This is a genomic window from Rhodothermales bacterium (assembly GCA_040221055.1).
In the GTDB taxonomy this organism is placed as follows: domain Bacteria; phylum Bacteroidota; class Rhodothermia; order Rhodothermales; family UBA10348; genus 1-14-0-65-60-17.
Genome location: JAVJVN010000014.1, coordinates 295909 through 314050 on the forward strand (window position 1 = coordinate 295909; position 18142 = coordinate 314050).

The following is an 18142-nucleotide window of genomic DNA, read 5'->3' on the forward strand; positions in this document are numbered from 1 at the left end:
CCGGATAGCAGAGGCCTTCAGCCGGCGGAGAGGAGACCTGGGGGAGTAGACTATGCATGCCGTTTCCCGGCACCCGCATTTGCGGTTCACCCCCTCTGGAAATTCTGTTGGCTTCCGACGAAAACGAACCCCGAAAGAACGAATCTGCTCCGGTATCGGAAGCCGTTCGATTGGAACTGGAAGCATTGGCCGCCGACCTGGCGGAGCAGAACGAGAGGGAGAATCGCAAGACATCGTCCAGCGACGAAGCTGGATCCGAAGAATTGCCTCCAACCAATCGATCCCCTCGATGAAACGCTTTCCCCTCCTCATCGCCCTGCTGTTTTCTGCCACTTTGCTGATCGCATGGGCCGGTCCTGGCGACCCCGGCTCCCTCGAGGTGACCAATCGTGATGGAGAATCGCTTCACCTTGGCGACGCGGGGACGTCTATTGTCAACGGCGTCTATCTCCCGAATGGGACAGCGAATGGGTACCCTAAATACCAGAAGGACAACTCAATTTTCGTGTACAAGGTGGCCAATGGGCGCTGGTACATATCGATGGTGGACGGCAGTGAGGTCGAAAGCGATGTCTATTACTACAGCCGTCCGGCCAGCACAGTGGATTTCGTCACAGACGGACGTGTATTCTTGGATTGGGTGGGTTGGGCCAATGGAGCTAACCCGGCTCCCGAACGGTGGTTGGACGGCTTTGGGCAGGACGTCATATTGGTGAACGATGAAGTTTCATCCTACGTTAACGAGGACGACGAAGGCAGTCGCAACCTAACCGTATTGATGCCGTCTCCGTCAAGCAACGATGTGACGGTGAACCTCAGCTATGCAGGCACCGCGACCGGCGGCGGCGTCGATTATACCGCTCCGGCATCGGTCATCATTCCGGCCGGCCAAAAGACGGCGACCGTCACGATCACGGCGGTGGACGATGCTATCGAAGACACGGATGAAACCATCGACGTCAGTATCGGCTCCGTCACAAATGGGACGTTCCAGGCGCCGAACACACAGACACTGACCATATACGATGATGACGCCCCGTTTCCCACGGTATTGATTGCGTCTGGTGCTGCTGTCGGCGGCACGGGAGTGACGGTGAACGGAACGTACACGCAGGTTGGGACCCGCAATGGTGTTCCGGAATACTACCGTCCCGATCCCGGTATCTACCTTTTCATGGATGCGGATGAATTTTGGTACTTCAACACTGAGGACGGCGATTACGATGCGGGTAGATCCCTGTACTCGACCGATGACAATTTCCGGCGCCCCTACCTGGAGGACGATCCTGCACCCGACAATTGGGTACCCGGAGACGTGTCTCCCGGGGCGCCCGGACCAACCATGTCGATCGGCGCGACGCCGCCACCGGCACCCGTCCTGGTCGAGTGCTTGATCAACGGGAGTTTTGAACTGCCAGCCGAAAACGACTACATCGGGTCACCGTCCGAAGATACCGTTCCCGGGTGGATGACGGTCAATTTCGACTATTTTGAGTATTGGCAAGTGCCATTGGCACCGTCCGTACCTGATGGTGTCCAAGTCATTGAACTGTATTCCGGCGGCCAGGAGACCATCTATCAAGATTTCCAGACCACGCCGGGTGAGGTGCTGTCGTATTCGTTCTACCATCGCCAACGGGACTCCGCCCAGGAATTGGCCAATGTTGCATTTGGTGCACCGGGTGCCACAACTGTTGTAGGCACCACAGAGGGCAGCACGACGTCGGCGTGGACGGAATTCACGGGGACCTACACGGTGCCGAGCGGCCAGACGCTTACCCGATTTGAAATCCAGGGTGCCGTCGCGTCTGTCAACTATAGTGGAACGGGAGGCAATCTCATTGATGCGGTGTCTGTTCAGGGCACATCCTGTCCGCCACCGGCAGCTGCTTCGCCCACCATCTGGTTTACCACATCGTCATCGTCCCTGGATGGCATGCCAGAAGGTTCATTCGGTGAAGAAGAAGGCACGATGACGCTCAGTGCCACGGTTCTGGACAACGAGCCGGTGGTTTCCGACGTCACCGTCGACTTCACGTTTGCCGACGTGACGGCGACCCGCGGCGAAGTGTACGACTACTCCGCGCCTATGAGTGTCACGATTCCGGCCGGTGAGTACTACGCAGAACTGGTCGTGTCGCTCTTCGACGATGATGTGTATGAAGGGGACGAGACCTTTACGGTTCAGATGGGATCGGGTAGCGGCTATGACGTAGACGATGACACGCCGCAGACCATCACCATCGTGGACGATGAAACTTCCCCGGTCATCTCGTTGGCCGCAACGCCATTGACCGTGATCGAAGGGAATAAAAAGGGGGGCACTGTGGAGTTGACGGTATCCCTGTCCGGCAAAAGCGCGTCGGTAACGGGGGTGGAGCTCAATTACGGAGGAACGGCAACCAAATCTGACTTCACCGGCGCAGGTGTCATCAAGATTGGGGCCGGAGCGCTGTCGGCCGTGACGACCTTGCAGATTGTGGGTGATCTGCTCGATGAGCCGGATGAGACGATCGTCGTGGCGTTGGCCTCACCCAGAGGCGGCACGATTTCGCCGGACGCCAGTTTGAATACGCAGACCATCACCATCACGGACGATGATGATGCGCCGGTCGCTACACTGACGCTGGACCCGCCTGGAAAGGACGAGGGACTCCGCATATTCACGATCGATGAAAATGGTGGCGAGACCACAGGAAAGGTGAAGGTCATAGCCACGCTCGACGCGCCCAGTGGATTCAATATCCAGATTCCATTGACCTTTCCGGACTTGCAGGAGGGTGGACTGACACTCGCCGTACCCGTTGTGGAGTGTGGAGCCTCAAAGAACTGCTCACCGGGAGCCGGCGACTACAGCATCTCACAGAACTTCATTTACATCCCGGCCGGACAGACCGCTGGTGCGGTCACCATTCTGGCGATTGACAACGCCGACTATGCGGGCGACCGGAATGCGTACGTCGTGGTCGGATCGCCATTGAGCAATGTAACCGCCAAGGCCTCTCCTGACGACCGTGTTACGGTGACCGTGAAGGAGGATGAAGCGTTCCCATTGAGCGCGAACACCTATTCGCAGGTCATCCAGGAGAATGCCACCCTCGTCATTGATCTGCTGACGATTGCTGCCGGCGCCACGAGCGTCACTGAGGTCACGAATCCGAACAACGGAGGCACGGCAACCCTGGATGTGGCGACGGGCAAGGTCACGTATACGCCGAAGGCCAATTACGTGGGAACGGAGAAATTCAGCTACACCGCATCCGGTGGCGGTCAGAACCGTTCCGGCGATGTGTACATCACCATTACGGCAGTTCCGGACAATCCCGTTGCTGTCGACGTGGCCCTGACCGGCTCGGACTACAAGGAAGACACCCCGTTCCAGGTGGCCCTTACAGAAATGGCGACCGATCCCGACGTCGGCGATGTGCTCACGTTCACCTTCGAAAGCCAACCGGCGAACGCCACGGTGACCGTTGATGGAAATGTGATCAAGGTGGTTCCGACGGCAAACGCGAACGGTGCCGATCAATTCACGTTCTCGGCAAAGGATCAGACGGGACTTGCATCGGAGACGAAAACCGTGTCATGGACGCTTGCTGCGGTGTATGACACCCCGACGTTTGCGAATGGCTCGACCTTCGATGTTGAGCTGGGCAAGAGTCGTGCATTGAATATCAATGACATCCTGAATGGGGTGGATGGTCCGTCCACGGTGTACCGGATTTACGCGATCACGAGCCCTGATCCCGGGCCGAAGCCGTGGGTGGCTGGAATCGATGTCACAATGAAGACCACGAATGGAAATGGTCTTGTGATGGACAAGGATCAGAAGACACTGACCTATACCGCCTCATCGGACTTTGAGGGATCTGAGGAGGTCACGGCTATTGTCGTCAACACCCTCCCGGGTCCGTTTGTACTGAATGATATCAACAATCCGTTGAAGTCGTTCGGTGCGGACTTCGTCACGCTGACTTTCAAGGTCGTCTCGCCGTCGACGGTTGTCGCACTGACGGCCCCTGACGGAGACCCGGCCCAGTATCCGATCTACCGGACGGACGGTGGAACCGGATCTCCGAATACGCGGACATACGCGCTGGATGCCGGCTCGGCCGTGGGCCTTGAAACCACGGTTGTCCTCGAATCCACCGGTTCGGCGGTACTCGGCACCGACTTCAGGATCACGGACATGAATGGCGCCGAAACGACGACGTTCAAGATTGCCGCGGGCTCGAAAAGTGCATCGTTCAAGATTCTGGCACTGCCGGGGACTGAGTCCCGTGTCATTGGACTGTCCATCAAGTCCGTCACACCGGGCTCGGCCTCGACGACGGCCAAAACGCTGACTATTCCGCTTGTTGCCGGGAAGGCTCCGACGGTTGAGATCGCCGAATCGAATTCCTCGTCCACCAGCATTCACGAGGGCGGTCCGCTGACCGACGGCGGTGCCGGAACGTCATTGAAATGGGTTGGACTGCGTTTGGCCGATGGTGCCACCGCTGCGGCGGACATCCCGGTTACCGTTTCATTTTCCGGAGCGACGCAAGGTGTGGACTTTGAAGTCCGTTACCACAAGAACAGGGTCGAAGGTTCAGTCGGAGTCCTTTCGAATGGTTCCATGTTCGAAATCGGGAAAGGCCTGAAGGATGCGTGGTTGGAAATCCGTGCACTGGACGATGAGATGTACGAAGGCGACGAGACGCTGATGATTACGATCGTTTCGGCCGTGGGCGCGCAGCCCGCCATGTCCTTCACTTCACTCGCCATCAAGATTGTGGATAATGACGTGGCTTCGATCGAGACCTTCGATGACTACGTGTCTGTACAGATGGAACTCCAGTGCCCCGACTGTCCATTCCCGACCCCGGACATTGGCGAGGTGGTGATTGACCCCGCTGACCTGCTGGCCAACGACTCGCAGGCCGGTCGAAGTGTCAACATGCTGCAGGTGACCTCGTTGACCAGAGGCACGGATCGATCATCAAGTGTGGATGTGGACATCGTGATTGGCAAGGAAGGGAGCACGTATCGGGTTCGCGTGGAAAGGGGCCCTGGTGGCGAGTTTGGTACGCCTGTGCTTGACTACCGGGTGATTGGCACGGAAGGTGCAGCTACGTTCCCGTTCAATGGCACAGAGGCTGATAAATCAGCGTGGTATACGGCGAATGCTGAATTGTGGGCAACGGGCCACGTGGTAATCGAAGAAGGCGTAAGGTCGAATCGCGCGACGGTTAGTGTCACCCAGACCGGAGCCTACCAGAACCAGCCGATTCAGCTTGAGTCGCCGCTAAACACAACGCTTGAAGCCGTGCAGAGCACGACCAATCCGTCTCCCAAGCCGCTTCCTGCGGGCGTGGAGTCGCCCGTCGGATTCCTGCGATTCAATATCACCAACGTTCAGAACGGTGCCGCGCGGGTCGCAGTGACACTTCCACCCGGCGCTACGGTGTCGGAGTATTGGAAATACGGTCCTCGCGTGGGAGCCAATGTTGAATGTCCTGCCGCCGCCGCATCTGCCGCCAATAGCGCCTGTGAGAAGGGGAAGGAAGCCAACTGGTATAAATGGGACTACGACGAGGCCAAGGGTTACGGCGCAAGGCAGGAGTCAATCCCAGGCGGCAAAGTACTCGCCTTGTACTTCAAGGATGGCCAGCTCGGCGACTTCGACATGGAAGTCAACGGCGTCATCGTTGACCCGGGTGTGCCGGTATTCACGACCAATGTCGCTCCCGTCGTCGTATTGGACAGCGCAGTCGTTGTGGAAGACAACGCGGTCGATATCGACTTCCTGACCAATGATTCAGACGCTGATGGCGATGCGTTGGTCTATGCCATTACAACCGATCCTGCCAATGGTACATGGTCCGATAACGGTGACGGCACGGGTACCTACACACCGAACGCCGACTTCTTCGGCACGGACTCATTCACGTACACGATTGACGATGGCTACGCCAACGCTGAAGTTGGTACAGTGACTATCGAGGTGACCGGCACGCCGGACCTTCCGATTGCCATTGATGATGCCGCAACGACCGCTTCGGGCGTCAAGGTGTCGGTGAATGTCTTCGCCAACGACTACGACCCGGACGGAGACGAGCCGTTCTACCTGTCGGCCATCAGCAATCCAGCGAACGGTGTGGCGGCTTTCATGTCGGATGGAACGGTGACCTACACGCCGAACACCGGCTTTGTGGGCCAGGACACGATAACGTATTCCATCACGGACGGCGTATCGGGCATCTTTGCGCAGGCTACAGTGTCGATCACGGTAACCGGTACCGCGGCAGGCCCCGTGGCGTCTGCTGATGTATCCACGACCGCCGAGGAAACGGCGGTCAATGTGGATGTATTGGCGAACGACATCAATCCGCAGGGAAATGCCCTGGCAGTCGCGTCGTTCACGCAGGGCGCCAACGGTACGGTCACGGCAGGAGAGGGCGGAACGCTCGTCTACACGCCGGCGGCTGACTTCAACGGCACGGACACGTTTACCTACACGGTCACGGATGGCGGAGTCACGAGCGGCGCGGTCACGGTTACCATTTCCGTTACGGCGGTGAACGATGCACCGGTCTTTGAGACCGGCGCTGCCATATCCGGTACGGAAGGTGGGGTCGTGATTGGCGGCGCGGTGCATCCAGAAGCATCTGAAGCCCAATATCAGGTGACGTTCTCTGGAACTGCCAGCGACGTGGACGACGCGGAGCTGACGTACAGCTACCAGTTGGCCTCGCGGACAGACTTCACGGAAGTGCTCCTGACGGCACCCGCATCGGCCGAGGGAGCGTCCATTCCCTGGACGGACATCCTGGATGCGCTCGCCGCAGCCAATATGGTGCCCGGAGCCGAGATCACGATCGCCCAGCGCATGGTGGTGACGGATACCGGAGGACTTTCCGCACGCACGGAAGCCCAGGAAATCACGTTCATCCGCGGATTCATAACGGCCAACGGAGAGATCGGGGAGTTGCCGACGGAATACTTCCTTGATGGCAACTACCCGAATCCATTCAATCCAGTGACGACCATTCGTTTTGGATTACCCGCATCGGGCGATGTCAGCGTGGTGGTCTACGATTTAATGGGTCGCCAGGTGGCCATGCTCGTTGCCGGCACGCTGCCGGCGGGTGTCCACGAGGTGCGGTTCGATGCGTCGAACCTGCCGAGCGGCGCGTACATCTACCGGCTTGCAACGCCTGCCGGGCAGTACGTCAAAACCATGATGCTGTTGAAGTAGACGGTTCGACGGCCGGAGCCGCCTCAGCCAATCTCAACCGATCGTCCGGTTCAGGTAGGCCTTGAGGCGGCTCCAGGCGTCTGCGGCGGGGGCGGTCCGGACGTCCGGATCTTCGTCGACCCGCAGCCAGAAACCGTGGTTGACGGCATCGTAGATGTGCAGGTCGTGCTCCACGCCAACCGAGTCGAGCGCGGCTTCGAAGCGGGCAACGCTTTCGGGAGCGGGTCCATTATCCAAGGCGGCAAATGTGCCATAGACTTCGTGGTCCATGGTGGCGAGCACAGCCGGATCTTCAACCAGGCGTCCGTAGAAAATGGCGGTGGCGTCATGATCGTCTCCGTCCAGTCCGTAGGACAACACAATGCCGCCGCCGAAGCACCAACCCACGGTGCCGACCTTGCCGGTAACGTCGCCACGCGACTTGAGGCTGGCCACGGCGGCGTTCAGATTGGCGACTACGGCGGGCATGTTGCCCGTCGCTTCGGTCATGAGGGCCACGTTTTCTTCCCGGTTCGATCCCGTGCTTCCCCCGTACAGGTCGGCAGCCAGGGTGACGTAGCCCTCGGCGGCGAAATCATCGGCCATTTGCCGCACCCGGTCCGTCAGACCGTTCCATTCGTGGACCAGGACCAGCGACGGGAAAGGACCATCGCCTTCGGGCACGGCCAAATAGCCGGTCGTAGCACTGTCTCCATCCACGTAATGGAAGTCCTGACCCGTCAGGGCACCTCCTTCACCGATGATGGCCGGTGGCAGGTCCACGGCCGGTTCAATCGGGGTGTCCGGAGTCGGCTCAGCGCATGCACCGATGAAAAGGACCATCAGTAGGACAGCGATTGTTCGCAGGAGGGGCATATAAATGGGGACGAGCGAGGTCATGGGAGTCGGCACGGGTATGAGAACAGGCATGGGATCGGCAATCGGGAAAAAGGAGACGGAATTCGGGTTCTGGTAAATCGAAGTATCGCATATACGTACCCGGAATCGCAATCCATGTAAGCAAAATGCTCTGCGTTTGATTTTGGGTAAATTCGTTCATTGATTGGATTTGTGTATCCTCGTCGAACCCAGACACCTCCAATCCCGGTCCAATCATGCCCCGTTCCGGCATCATTCCCATCGTCCTGTTGTTCGCCCTTACGTCGGTCCATTGCGGCCCGGAAACCCTGCAGGGCGAGGAAATCGCCCTACTGACATCCGCCCCGGCGGTGCCTCCGCCCATCACGCGATCGCATCCCACGAAAGTCATCGTGGAATTGGAGACCACCGAGGAAGTGGGCCGTCTTTCCGACGGCGTCGAGTACACCTTCTGGACCTTCGGGGGGGAGGTCCCGGGCAAGTTCATCCGGGTCCGGGAGGGAGACCTGGTGGAGTTCCACCTGAACAATCATCCGTCCAGCAAAATGCCCCACAATATCGACCTTCATGCCGTCACGGGACCCGGCGGTGGTGCAGCGGCATCGTTCACGGCACCGGGCACGGGAACGACGTTCTCGTTCACCGCCCTCAATCCGGGACTGTACATCTATCATTGCGCCACGGCCCCGGTGGGCATGCATATCGCCAATGGCATGTACGGACTTATCCTGGTCGAACCGAAGGAAGGATTGCCGCCTGTTGACCGGGAGTACTATGTGGTGCAGAGTGAATTCTATACCAGGGGCGACTATGGCGCACCGGGCCTGCAGCCGTTCGACATGGAAAAGGCCATTGAAGAAGATGCCGACTATGTGGTCTTCAACGGATCGGTCGGTGCACTGTCGGGGGACAATGCCCTGACGGCGAATGTCGGAGAACGGATCCGATTGTACGTCGGCAACGGCGGTCCGAATCTGATTTCATCGTTCCATGTGATCGGGGAAATTTTCGATAACGTCTATACGGAGGGGGGGACGGAGATCAACCAGCACAACGTACAGACCACCCTGGTGCCGGCCGGCGGGGCGGCCATGGTCGAGTTCACGGTGGATGTGCCCGGCAACCTGATCCTGGTTGACCACGCCATCTTCCGCGCGTTCAACAAGGGCGCCTTGGCCATGATGACCGTGCACGGCAATGAAAATCCTGACGTGTATTCAGGTCTGCAGGAAGAGACCGTGTATCTGCCGGAGGGCGGCGCCATCCAGGAGATGCCAAGCGCCGATACAACCGGCGGGGTAGCCCTGGACGAGGATCCGATGGTCGCCGGGGCCCGGCTCTTCGCATCCAATTGTGCGGCCTGCCATCAGCCCGAAGGCCAGGGTCTGGCCGGAGTCTTTCCACCGCTTGCCGGATCGGACTACCTGCTGCAGGATCCGACGCGGGCCATCAATGCCGTGGTACACGGACTGTCAGGCGAGATCGTCGTCAATGGGGAGACGTACAACGGCGTCATGCCCGGTGTCCGCCTGAGCGATTCCGAAGTGGCGGCCGTCATGACCTACGTGCTGAACTCCTGGGGCAACGATGGCCCGGAAATCACACCGATGGATGTGACGCGGGTGCGCAGTCAGCATTAGCACTGAGGACATCCAAGACGTCCAACGCCGAATACGAGAGGGATCCCGGCTTCTGGAAGTCCCCGATGAACCGGGTTTCGTCACCCAGCGTGACGATGGGGGCCTCCACATAGCCGTCCTTCCGGGGCTTGGCCATTCCGCCCGTCGCCAACAGGTTGTTGCACAGGCACGTCCGACCGGCGGTGTCGTCCGTAACGCCGCCTTTCCGGGCATAGTCGTCCACGGGCTCGGCCGGGCATCGGTATTCCATGCGACCATCCTCCGTCACGGACAGGGTCCGGAGCAGGCCGACATCGCAGAGCCGGGGCCGTTCGGCGTAAACGTCCGGACGGGACATGGTGGCGGGCAAATCAACCACCTTGAACGGAAACCCGGTGGGGGACGTGACTGGACTCGTGTGCACGACCCCTGTCGGTTGGTTGGAAATCCATTCCAGGGTCGCCGCCTTCAGCGTCGGCTCCATGCCGGACTCCTCACACAGGGCGAAGGCCGTTCCGACCTGAATGCCTGCGGCCCCTTCCGCCATCGCTTCGGCCAGACCACCCGGGCGGCCGAATCCCCCGGCCAGCCAGAACGGTTTTCCGAGGGCGCGCATGCCGGCAAGGTCCACGTCATCCTTGGGACCATAGATGGGTTCTCCGGCTTCGGAGAGGGTCAGTTTCCCGCGGGGAGGTGCATTGTGTCCGCCAGCCGTCGGACGCTCCACGATGAACCCGTGGATTTCACCCTCGCTGCGTTTCAGGAGCGCCTGCGCCAGAACAACGGATGACACGATGGGGATGAACTTCGGGCGTTTCAGCGGCCCCAACCGTTCCCGTGCGCCCGGAAATACACGCTCTGGGTCGAATGCGATGGTGGCATTGCCGCCCGCGACATCCAGCCGGTACTCGACGGGCTCGTGTCTGGCCAGGCGGTCCAGCAGCCCGGCGATCTGGGTCGGTATGCCGGCACCCATCAGGACGTAGTCGACCCCGGCCAGCATGGCCCCGTAGAGCGACGCCGCGGTCGGCATCTGGATTTTTTCAAGCAGGTTGAGCCCCACTGGATTCCCATGACCCCGTTTGGCCAGGTGGATTTCCACAAAGTTGCCCAACGCAGTCAGCCGGTCCAGGAAACGGGCCGGCTTGATGGTATACATGGGATGCGCCACGTAGGGCGTTCCTTCCTGACGTCCTCCCGGCACGAAATACCGGTCGAGGACGCCCCTGACCGGCTCGGCGAATGGAAACGCGGCGAGGGCCTGGCGCATGCGTTCCAAGGGATCGCCGTCCTGGAGGCGCGCCGTCAGCAAGTGGCTGATGCCGGTTCCGGAAACCACCCCGAGCTGTCCGCGGCCGGAAACGGCCGCCGCCAATTGCCAGTTGGAAATGCCCACACCCATGCCGCCCTGGATGATGGAAGGAAAAGTGCTCATCGGGATCCCAAGTATTGTGGAGTAAAAAGTCCGCAATACAACGACGCATCACCACGAAGGTTGCACGCGTACCGGTCCTATCGGTACTCCGGGTTCGGGTGGTCGAATCGCTGCCCGGCATCCCAGGCCGTGCGCTGGTTTCCATGGGCCGGCACGCCGCCCGCATCCTTCAGCATCCGCGCCATGTGCATCAGATTCCACGTCATGAACGTGGTATTGCGCTGCGTGAACGCGTTGCCGAATCCGGCGCGCGTACCGTCGTCGAGCGTATCGCCATAGCTCGGGCCCGGACCGGCCTCGCCAATCCAGCCGGCATCGGCCTGCGGCGGGATGGTGTATCCAAGATGTTGCAGCGCATAGAGTACGCCCATGGACACATGCTTGATGCCGTCTTCGTTTCCAGTCACCAGACAGCCCCCGACCTTGCCGTAGTAGATGTACTGACCCTTGTCGTTCGTCTGGGCGGACTGGGCATACAGCCGCTCAATGACCCGGGAGCACACTGAAGACCGTTCCCCGAGCCAGATCGGCGTGCCGAGAACCAGAATATCGGATTCGCGGACAATGTCGAAGAGGGAAGGCCAGTCGTCTTGGTCGGCCCCGTGCTCGCGCATGTCCGGTTGGACGCCCGGTGCAAGAACGTGGTCCACGGCCCGGATCCGCCGCACATTCACCCCTTGTTTCTCCATGATGCCCGCCGAAACGTCAATCAGCAGATCGGTATGCGACGGTTCGGGGGAGCGCTTGAGCGTGGTGTTGATGAATACGGCAGTGAGGTTGGAATAATCGGCCATGGTCACTTTTTCCTGCTTTTCCTCTTGGTGTCTGGACCCGACTTATCGTTTCACATGCTGTTCCACGCGTTGGAGCGCATCCCGGATATCCGACAGAAGGGCGATCACGGACGGATCGGACGACACAAGCGTTTCACCGGCCGACGCCAACGATCGTGCGTGCGAGGAGGGTACATCTCCCGCCAGCTTGTCCCGCTGCGCGATCACGGCTTCCTGGAAGGCATGCACATCCCGGATGCCGACCAACTTGGCATCGGCCTGTCCCTGTGGGCCACTGCTGCCCGCCGTCTCGATCTGCAGGCTTGTAATGCCCAGCCAGCGCTGGAACGGACCGTGGTGCAGGCTCATGTCCTGGATCTTGTCCAGCATGATGGTCTTGTCCTTCCGGAACACCACGCCACGGGAAATGCGCAGCCGCCGCTCGGTCAGTTCGCACCGGATGGAGTCGAAATAGCGCCCGGCCCACCACCACCCGGCGAACAGCCATATGGGCAGGATGGCAATGCCGATTACGCTGATGAACAGGATACCCAGGCTGCTCAGGAACAGATACAGCTTGAGTTTGGTGTCGAACGTGGCTTTCGCCAGCACGGGTTCAGACATGATGCACTCCGGATGGGTTTTCGCCGAAGATACGCGTCAGAGCGTGTACCGGACCTGCACAAAGCCGTTATCGGATGCGTCGCAGCCCGTCAAGGTGAGTTGCGCTTCTGGAATTCCCGAAGCAAACAGCGGAATACCGTCCCCCAGTACCACCGGAATGACGGTGATGGTGATGTCGTCAATCAGTCCGGCAGAGAAGAACCGCTGGATGGTCACACCGCCGTCAATGTACAGGTGCTGCTTTCCTTCGGCCGCCAGGGCATTCACGACCGTGGTCGGTTCGCCGGCCATGACGCGAACGTGGTCCGTCAAGTGCCGGGGGATGGACACGGCGCTGTCCGAAAGGACAACCAGAGGGGTACCGGCGTACGGCCAGGGTTCGAACGTGAGGACCTTTTCGAAGGTGTTGCGGCCCATGACGATCGTGTCGATGGTTCGGATGAAATCAGTGTACTGCACGCCTTTCATGGGCGACGCAGAATATTCGGGGCGGTGCAACCAGGAAATGTCACCGTCGGAACGGGCGATGTAGCCGTCCAGGCTGGTGGCGATGTAAACGGAACAGGTCATGACTGCCAGATCATGTCGGTGGGGGATTCGTGCGCGAGATGGAATCCGAGCCGCCGCGCCACGGCCACGCTCGGGGCGTTGGCCGGATCGCATCGGATTTCAAGGGTCGTGAGGCCGGGCCAGGGTGTCGCCACACCCGGAATGGCGCGGATGGCCTCTGTAGCATATCCCTTGCCCGTGGCATCGTTCCGCAGCCAGTAGCCGATTTCCAATCGGTCCGCTTCAGAAATCCGGGTTCGGTGGTCCCGAGTCCGGGGGAACAGGCTGATTTCGCCGAGCGGCAATAGTGGGCCCTCTGCCTCGAATATCGCCCATCGGAATGCCTGCCCGGCGGCGAAATCCGCACGCCAGTCCGCAATCCGGGCTTCCAGTTCGGGGATCGTGCCCGGCCTGGAGACCCGTGCCGGGATCCATCCTGTCAGATGCTCCTGGTTCACGGCCAGGACACGGGCGAGCCCTTCGGCATGATGCGTGTCCCACGGACATAATAGAAGCCGGGAGGTCTCCACGAAGGTATTGAACGCCGGGCGCTCCATGTAGGTCAGATCGGGAAACACGGGCTCGTCGTGCGGCCGGGATTGCTCCACAAAGCCAAGGGCGGAATACAGCCGGATTGCGGCTTCGTTGGCCGGATCCACATTCAGGCTTATGCCGGACGCGCCCTGCTCCACGGCATGATCCATGAGCGCCATCACCAGCCGTCTCCCGAATCCCTGTCCGCGCAGGTCGGGCGCTACAATGAGCCGGCCGAGGTGGAAGCGATGCCTCTCCTTGCGGACCAATTGTCCGAATGCAACGAGATCACCTCCGTCCGTGTCACGGTGGCCGGTCGTGTTGTTTTCACGCCTTGCGCAAAATGCCAAGGATGTGTACCGGTCAAAACCGATTTCTTCGGACAACTCCGCCAGGGTGAAGGGCCAGGAAATACGCGGGCCCGCCCAGCGTCGGCAATCGTCTTCGGATCCAATCCAGCCGGCAACGGTGGCGAGATCGGCGTGCGTGGCGGGACGCATCAGGCAGCCTCTTCCACAATCGCGGCGCCCAGACGAAGCACGCCGTCCATCAGTGCATCGGCATCGGCGAGCGTGGTCCGGTGGCCAACGAACGCTGCACGGATGGCGTTCCGACCGCCAATCCGGGTGCTGGACGGGACGGCAATGCCCTTTTCCTGCAATTGAAGAAGGATTTCCCGGTTGAGTTCGTCCAGAGCGTTGTCAGAAAGTGCTCGGTCCGAAGGCCGGTAGCGGAAGCATACGATGTTGAGGGGGGCCGGGGCGAGGCGTTCCAGATCGGCATGTGCGTCCACCCGGCCCGCCACATGCTGTGCTTGTTCAACGTTGCGCTCCACGGCCTCCACGAACCGGTCCATTCCGTAGGCCTTCAGCGACATCCACACCTTGAGCGCCTTGAACCCGCGGGTCAAATCCACGCCCCGGTCGGCAAAGGGCAGTCCGCCAGCCATGACGCCGCGCTCGTACGGGGTGAGATACGCTGCAGGCGCCGCAAACGCCTGTCGATGCGCCGCGGCATCCCGCACCAGTACGCACGCGCAATCAAACGGCATGGAGCCCCATTTGTGGACATCGAAGGCCAGGGAATCGGCCCGCTCCATTCCGGCAACCTGGGGTCGCAGGGCCTCGGACGTCCAGGCCCAGGCGCCGAACGCCCCGTCCACGTGGAACCACAGGTCCTCCTCGGCCGCCAGGTCGGCAAGCGCCACCAGATCGTCCGATGCCCCGGTATTCACGGTCCCGGCCGTTCCCATGATGCAGAACGGCACCCGTCCGGCGGCGCGGTCCTCCTGGATGGCGGTGCGCATGGCGGCCACGTCCACGCGGAATTCCGCGTCGGACGGAATCCGGCGGAACGCCCGATCGCCGAGCCCGAGCAACTCCATGGCCTTGCGTGCCCAGCCGTGCGTCTCATCGCTGCCGTAGACCATCAATTCCGGTCCGGCGCGAAGGCCGTCCGCGCGCGCATCGAAAGGCGCCTTTGTGCGAAGGGCCGTGGCCAGCGCGAGCGTGTTGGCCATGGATCCGCCCGTGACCAGCAGGCCGCTCGCATCGTCCGGAAAACCCATGGCCTCGGCGAGCCACCGGATGACTTCCATTTCCACCAGCTTGGGGGCGTGGTTGAAGCCCGCCAGATGGGCATTGAGGGCCGACGCCAGCATGTCGCAGAGGGCGGCGAAGGCCGTCCCGTTGCCCTGCACCCAGCCGAAGAACCGGGGGTGCAGATTCCCGCTCGGATAGGGACGGACCCGCTCCAGGAACGCACTGTACGCGGCCTCCTCGCCTTCGCCGGTGCGCGGAAGGGGCGCCTGGAACGAGGCGGCCACCTCGTCCGGCATGGCCTGCCACGCGGGCGTGTCGGACAGCCCCTGCAGATGGTCGAGCGTTTGGTCCACCATCCGGTGGGCAAGACGGCGGAAATCGTCCCAGTTCGCAGGATCAAGGCTCATTTTGGACCGGTGTTTGGCGTGCGGCGTGCAGGGGCGGCTGAATTTTGTATGCGAACGCTGCGCGGCGGGTGTGTTCCAGTCGCGGGCGTGCTAACCTGTGGCATGAACATCCTCACTGTAGACGAACTCCGCAAGAGCTTCGGCGTGAAGCCGCTCCTGGAAGGGGTCACTTTTGGCCTGGCGGACGATGAGAAAATGGGCCTCATCGGCGCCAACGGCTCCGGCAAGACCACGCTCATGCGCATTATTGGCGGTCTTGAACCGGCCGATGCGGGACGCATAATCATCCCGAAAACCGCCCGTGTGGCCTATTTGCCCCAGGATCCCGAGTTCGATCCCACCATGTCGGTCCTCGATGCGGTGTTCGACCAGGGCGACCCGACGCTCCGGTTGCTGCACGATTATGAAGAAGTATCCCGGAAGCTCTCGGCCGGTGAGGATCCGGACGGGAAGATCCTGGCGCGGATGAGCGAGCTGAGCCACCGGTTGGACGTGACGGGCGCGTGGGATCGGGAGGCCGAGGCGCATGCCATTCTGGACCGGCTGGGTATTGAGGATACCGACGCCAAGGTCGGGACCCTGTCCGGCGGGCAGCGGAAGCGGGTGGCACTGGCGCGGGCGCTGCTCATCCAACCCGAGCTGTTGCTGCTTGACGAGCCCACGAACCACCTGGACACGGAGACCATTGCGTGGCTGGAAGCGTATCTGGCACGATTCCCGGGGGCGCTGCTGCTCGTGACGCATGACCGGTACTTCCTGGACCGGGTCACGAACCGGATGCTGGAAGTGCATCCGGGTGGGGTATCGAAGTACGTTGGCAATTACTCCCGGTATCTGGAACTGAAGGAGGAGCAGGAACGGCTGGAGTCGGCCACCGAGCAGACGCGGCGCAACCTGGCGCGACGGGAACTGGAGTGGCTCCGGCGGGGCCCGAAGGCCCGGACGTCGAAGGCCAAGTACCGCGTGGAGCGGGCCCAGGCGTTGCAGGAAGACGGCAAGACGGGCCCCGATGCCTCTTTGGAATTATCGGCCGCTGTGTCACGTCTGGGCAAGAAGGTCATTGAGCTGCACGACGTCCGGAAGGCGTGGGACGGGCAGGTGGTTGTGGACGGCTATTCGCGCCTGTTCACGAAGGATGACCGGATTGGCATCATCGGACCGAACGGTGCGGGCAAGACGACGCTGCTGGAAATGATTGCCGGTCGCCTGGAGCCTGACTCCGGAACGGTGGAGGTCGGATCCACCGTCGTGGTCGGGTACTTCGATCAGGAAGTCCGCACGTTGAACCCGGCGCTGCGCGTCATAGAGACGGTGACCGAGGTGGCGGACCACGTCAAGACGGCCGATGGCCAGGTGATTTCCGCCAGCCAGATGCTCGAGCGGTTCCTGTTTGCACCGGCCGTGCAGTACACGCCGGTGGCGAAGTTGTCGGGTGGGGAGCGGCGCCGATTGCACCTGCTGCTGGTGCTCATGGCGGCCCCGAACGTGCTCCTCCTCGACGAACCGACCAACGACCTGGACATTCCGACACTGGCCGCACTGGAAGAGTATCTGGATTCCTTTGCGGGTGTGGTACTCGCGGTATCGCATGACCGCTGGTTCCTGGACCGCACGGTCGACACCATCCTGCACTTCGAGGGAGACGGGCATATCAAGGAATACCCCGGCAACTATTCGGCGTGGTTGGAGCGGGTGGGCGAAGAGGAGGCAGAGGCCGCGTCTGCCGCTGCGTCTGCGTCTGCCGCCCCTGCGGCGCCGAAGTCGGCCGCCCAGCCCACGCCACAGTCGAAAAAGGCTGGTTCAGACGCGAAGGCGACCCCACCGAAGCCAACCCAGCCGATGACGAAGCTCTCCTTTAAGGAGCGCAAGGAAATGGGCGAGCTGGAGGAGCGGATTGCCGCCGCGGAGGCCCGTATGGCCGTAATCGACGCAGAAATTGCGGAGAATGCGTCGGATTTCGAGCGGGTAGCGGCCTTGACGGAGGAATTGGGCGCGATTACGACCCGCCTGGAGAAGGATGTGGAGCGATGGGGCGAACTCGCGGAGCGGGATCAGTCGGCGTGACCCGAGTCATAAGGTTCTGAGGGTTGGGACGTTGATTGTGCCCGCAGGCCCCACAGGGACAGCCCCGCGGCAGCGAACGAGAGGACAGCGGTAATCCCGAGCAGGGTGGCAACGAGTGCCTCTGCCGCCGGGGATGCCGAGGCGCCGGCCGACGCAACCGGGGTCATATTGCCGGCACCCAGCAGTGCCCCGGCCATGCATCCGGCCCAGTTGGCCCAGCTGGAACCGATCCAGGACCATTCCAGAACAGACCGGTTGCGCGCGGAAAGGCGGAAGCGGGGCCATATGATTCCCACCCCCAACAGCAATGCGGCACTCAGGATGCCGATGGTATGCGCCGACAGCCCGAGTCGCGGAATGGGCATGGCAGGAACGAACAGTCCCCCGACGAGGGCGACCAGGAACAGGGCGAAGGCGTGTCGCAGCAGTCGATCATTCATGGAAAGAATGTACGGATGCTCCAGCGTATCTTTCATGTTCTGTACTCCGTCCATTTTT

The 18142-nt window shown here is 61.2% G+C and carries 11 protein-coding genes; 3 read left to right on the top strand and 8 right to left on the bottom strand.

All coding sequences use genetic code 11. The features are described 5' to 3' along the window. Window positions 1-289 precede the first annotated feature (289 nt). A complete protein-coding gene (locus tag RIE53_08935) occupies window positions 290-7240 on the top strand; it encodes an Ig-like domain-containing protein (protein MEQ9104810.1) in 6951 nt (2316 codons plus the stop codon). 33 nt (window positions 7241-7273) lie between these two features. Here RIE53_08935 and RIE53_08940 read toward each other — a convergent pair whose 3' ends face one another. Continuing rightward, a complete protein-coding gene (locus RIE53_08940) occupies window positions 7274-8149 on the bottom strand; it encodes a dienelactone hydrolase family protein (GenBank protein ID MEQ9104811.1) in 876 nt (291 codons plus the stop codon). A 185-nt stretch (window positions 8150-8334) separates the two neighbouring features. On the opposite strand from RIE53_08940, the gene nirK reads away from it, so the two are divergent. Next, entirely contained in the window at window positions 8335-9738 is a 1404-nt protein-coding gene (gene nirK / locus RIE53_08945; protein MEQ9104812.1) for a copper-containing nitrite reductase, read from the top strand. Here nirK and RIE53_08950 read toward each other — a convergent pair. The 6 genes from RIE53_08950 to RIE53_08975 form a co-directional block, all read right to left on the bottom strand. Continuing rightward, complete coding sequence (locus RIE53_08950; protein ID MEQ9104813.1) at window positions 9698-11152, bottom strand: nitronate monooxygenase; 1455 nt, start codon at window positions 11150-11152, stop codon at window positions 9698-9700. The genes nirK and RIE53_08950 overlap by 41 nt on opposite strands. 77 nt (window positions 11153-11229) lie before the next feature. Continuing rightward, window positions 11230-11946 carry an NAD(P)H-dependent oxidoreductase gene (locus RIE53_08955; GenBank protein MEQ9104814.1) on the bottom strand — a complete coding sequence of 239 codons (717 nt, stop codon included), beginning with the start codon at window positions 11944-11946 and terminating at the stop codon, window positions 11230-11232. A gap of 42 nt (window positions 11947-11988) precedes the next feature. Next, complete coding sequence (locus RIE53_08960; GenBank protein ID MEQ9104815.1) at window positions 11989-12549, bottom strand: PH domain-containing protein; 561 nt, start codon at window positions 12547-12549, stop codon at window positions 11989-11991. Window positions 12550-12585: 36 nt separating this feature from the next. Further along, a complete protein-coding gene (locus RIE53_08965) occupies window positions 12586-13119 on the bottom strand; it encodes a dihydrofolate reductase family protein (protein ID MEQ9104816.1) in 534 nt (177 codons plus the stop codon). Further along, a complete protein-coding gene (locus RIE53_08970) occupies window positions 13116-14132 on the bottom strand; it encodes a GNAT family N-acetyltransferase (GenBank protein MEQ9104817.1) in 1017 nt (338 codons plus the stop codon). Before RIE53_08970 ends, RIE53_08965 begins: the two co-directional genes overlap by 4 nt. After that, a complete protein-coding gene (locus tag RIE53_08975) occupies window positions 14132-15580 on the bottom strand; it encodes a pyridoxal-dependent decarboxylase (GenBank protein ID MEQ9104818.1) in 1449 nt (482 codons plus the stop codon). The genes RIE53_08970 and RIE53_08975 overlap by 1 nt, the downstream gene beginning before the upstream one ends. A 102-nt stretch (window positions 15581-15682) precedes the next feature. On the opposite strand from RIE53_08975, the gene RIE53_08980 reads away from it, so the two are divergent. Next, entirely contained in the window at window positions 15683-17644 is a 1962-nt protein-coding gene (locus tag RIE53_08980; GenBank protein ID MEQ9104819.1) for an ABC-F family ATP-binding cassette domain-containing protein, read from the top strand. Here RIE53_08980 and RIE53_08985 read toward each other — a convergent pair. Then, complete coding sequence (locus tag RIE53_08985) at window positions 17632-18120, bottom strand: hypothetical protein (GenBank protein MEQ9104820.1); 489 nt, start codon at window positions 18118-18120, stop codon at window positions 17632-17634. The two genes, RIE53_08980 and RIE53_08985, sit on opposite strands and share 13 nt — an antisense overlap. Window positions 18121-18142: the final 22 nt, after the last annotated feature.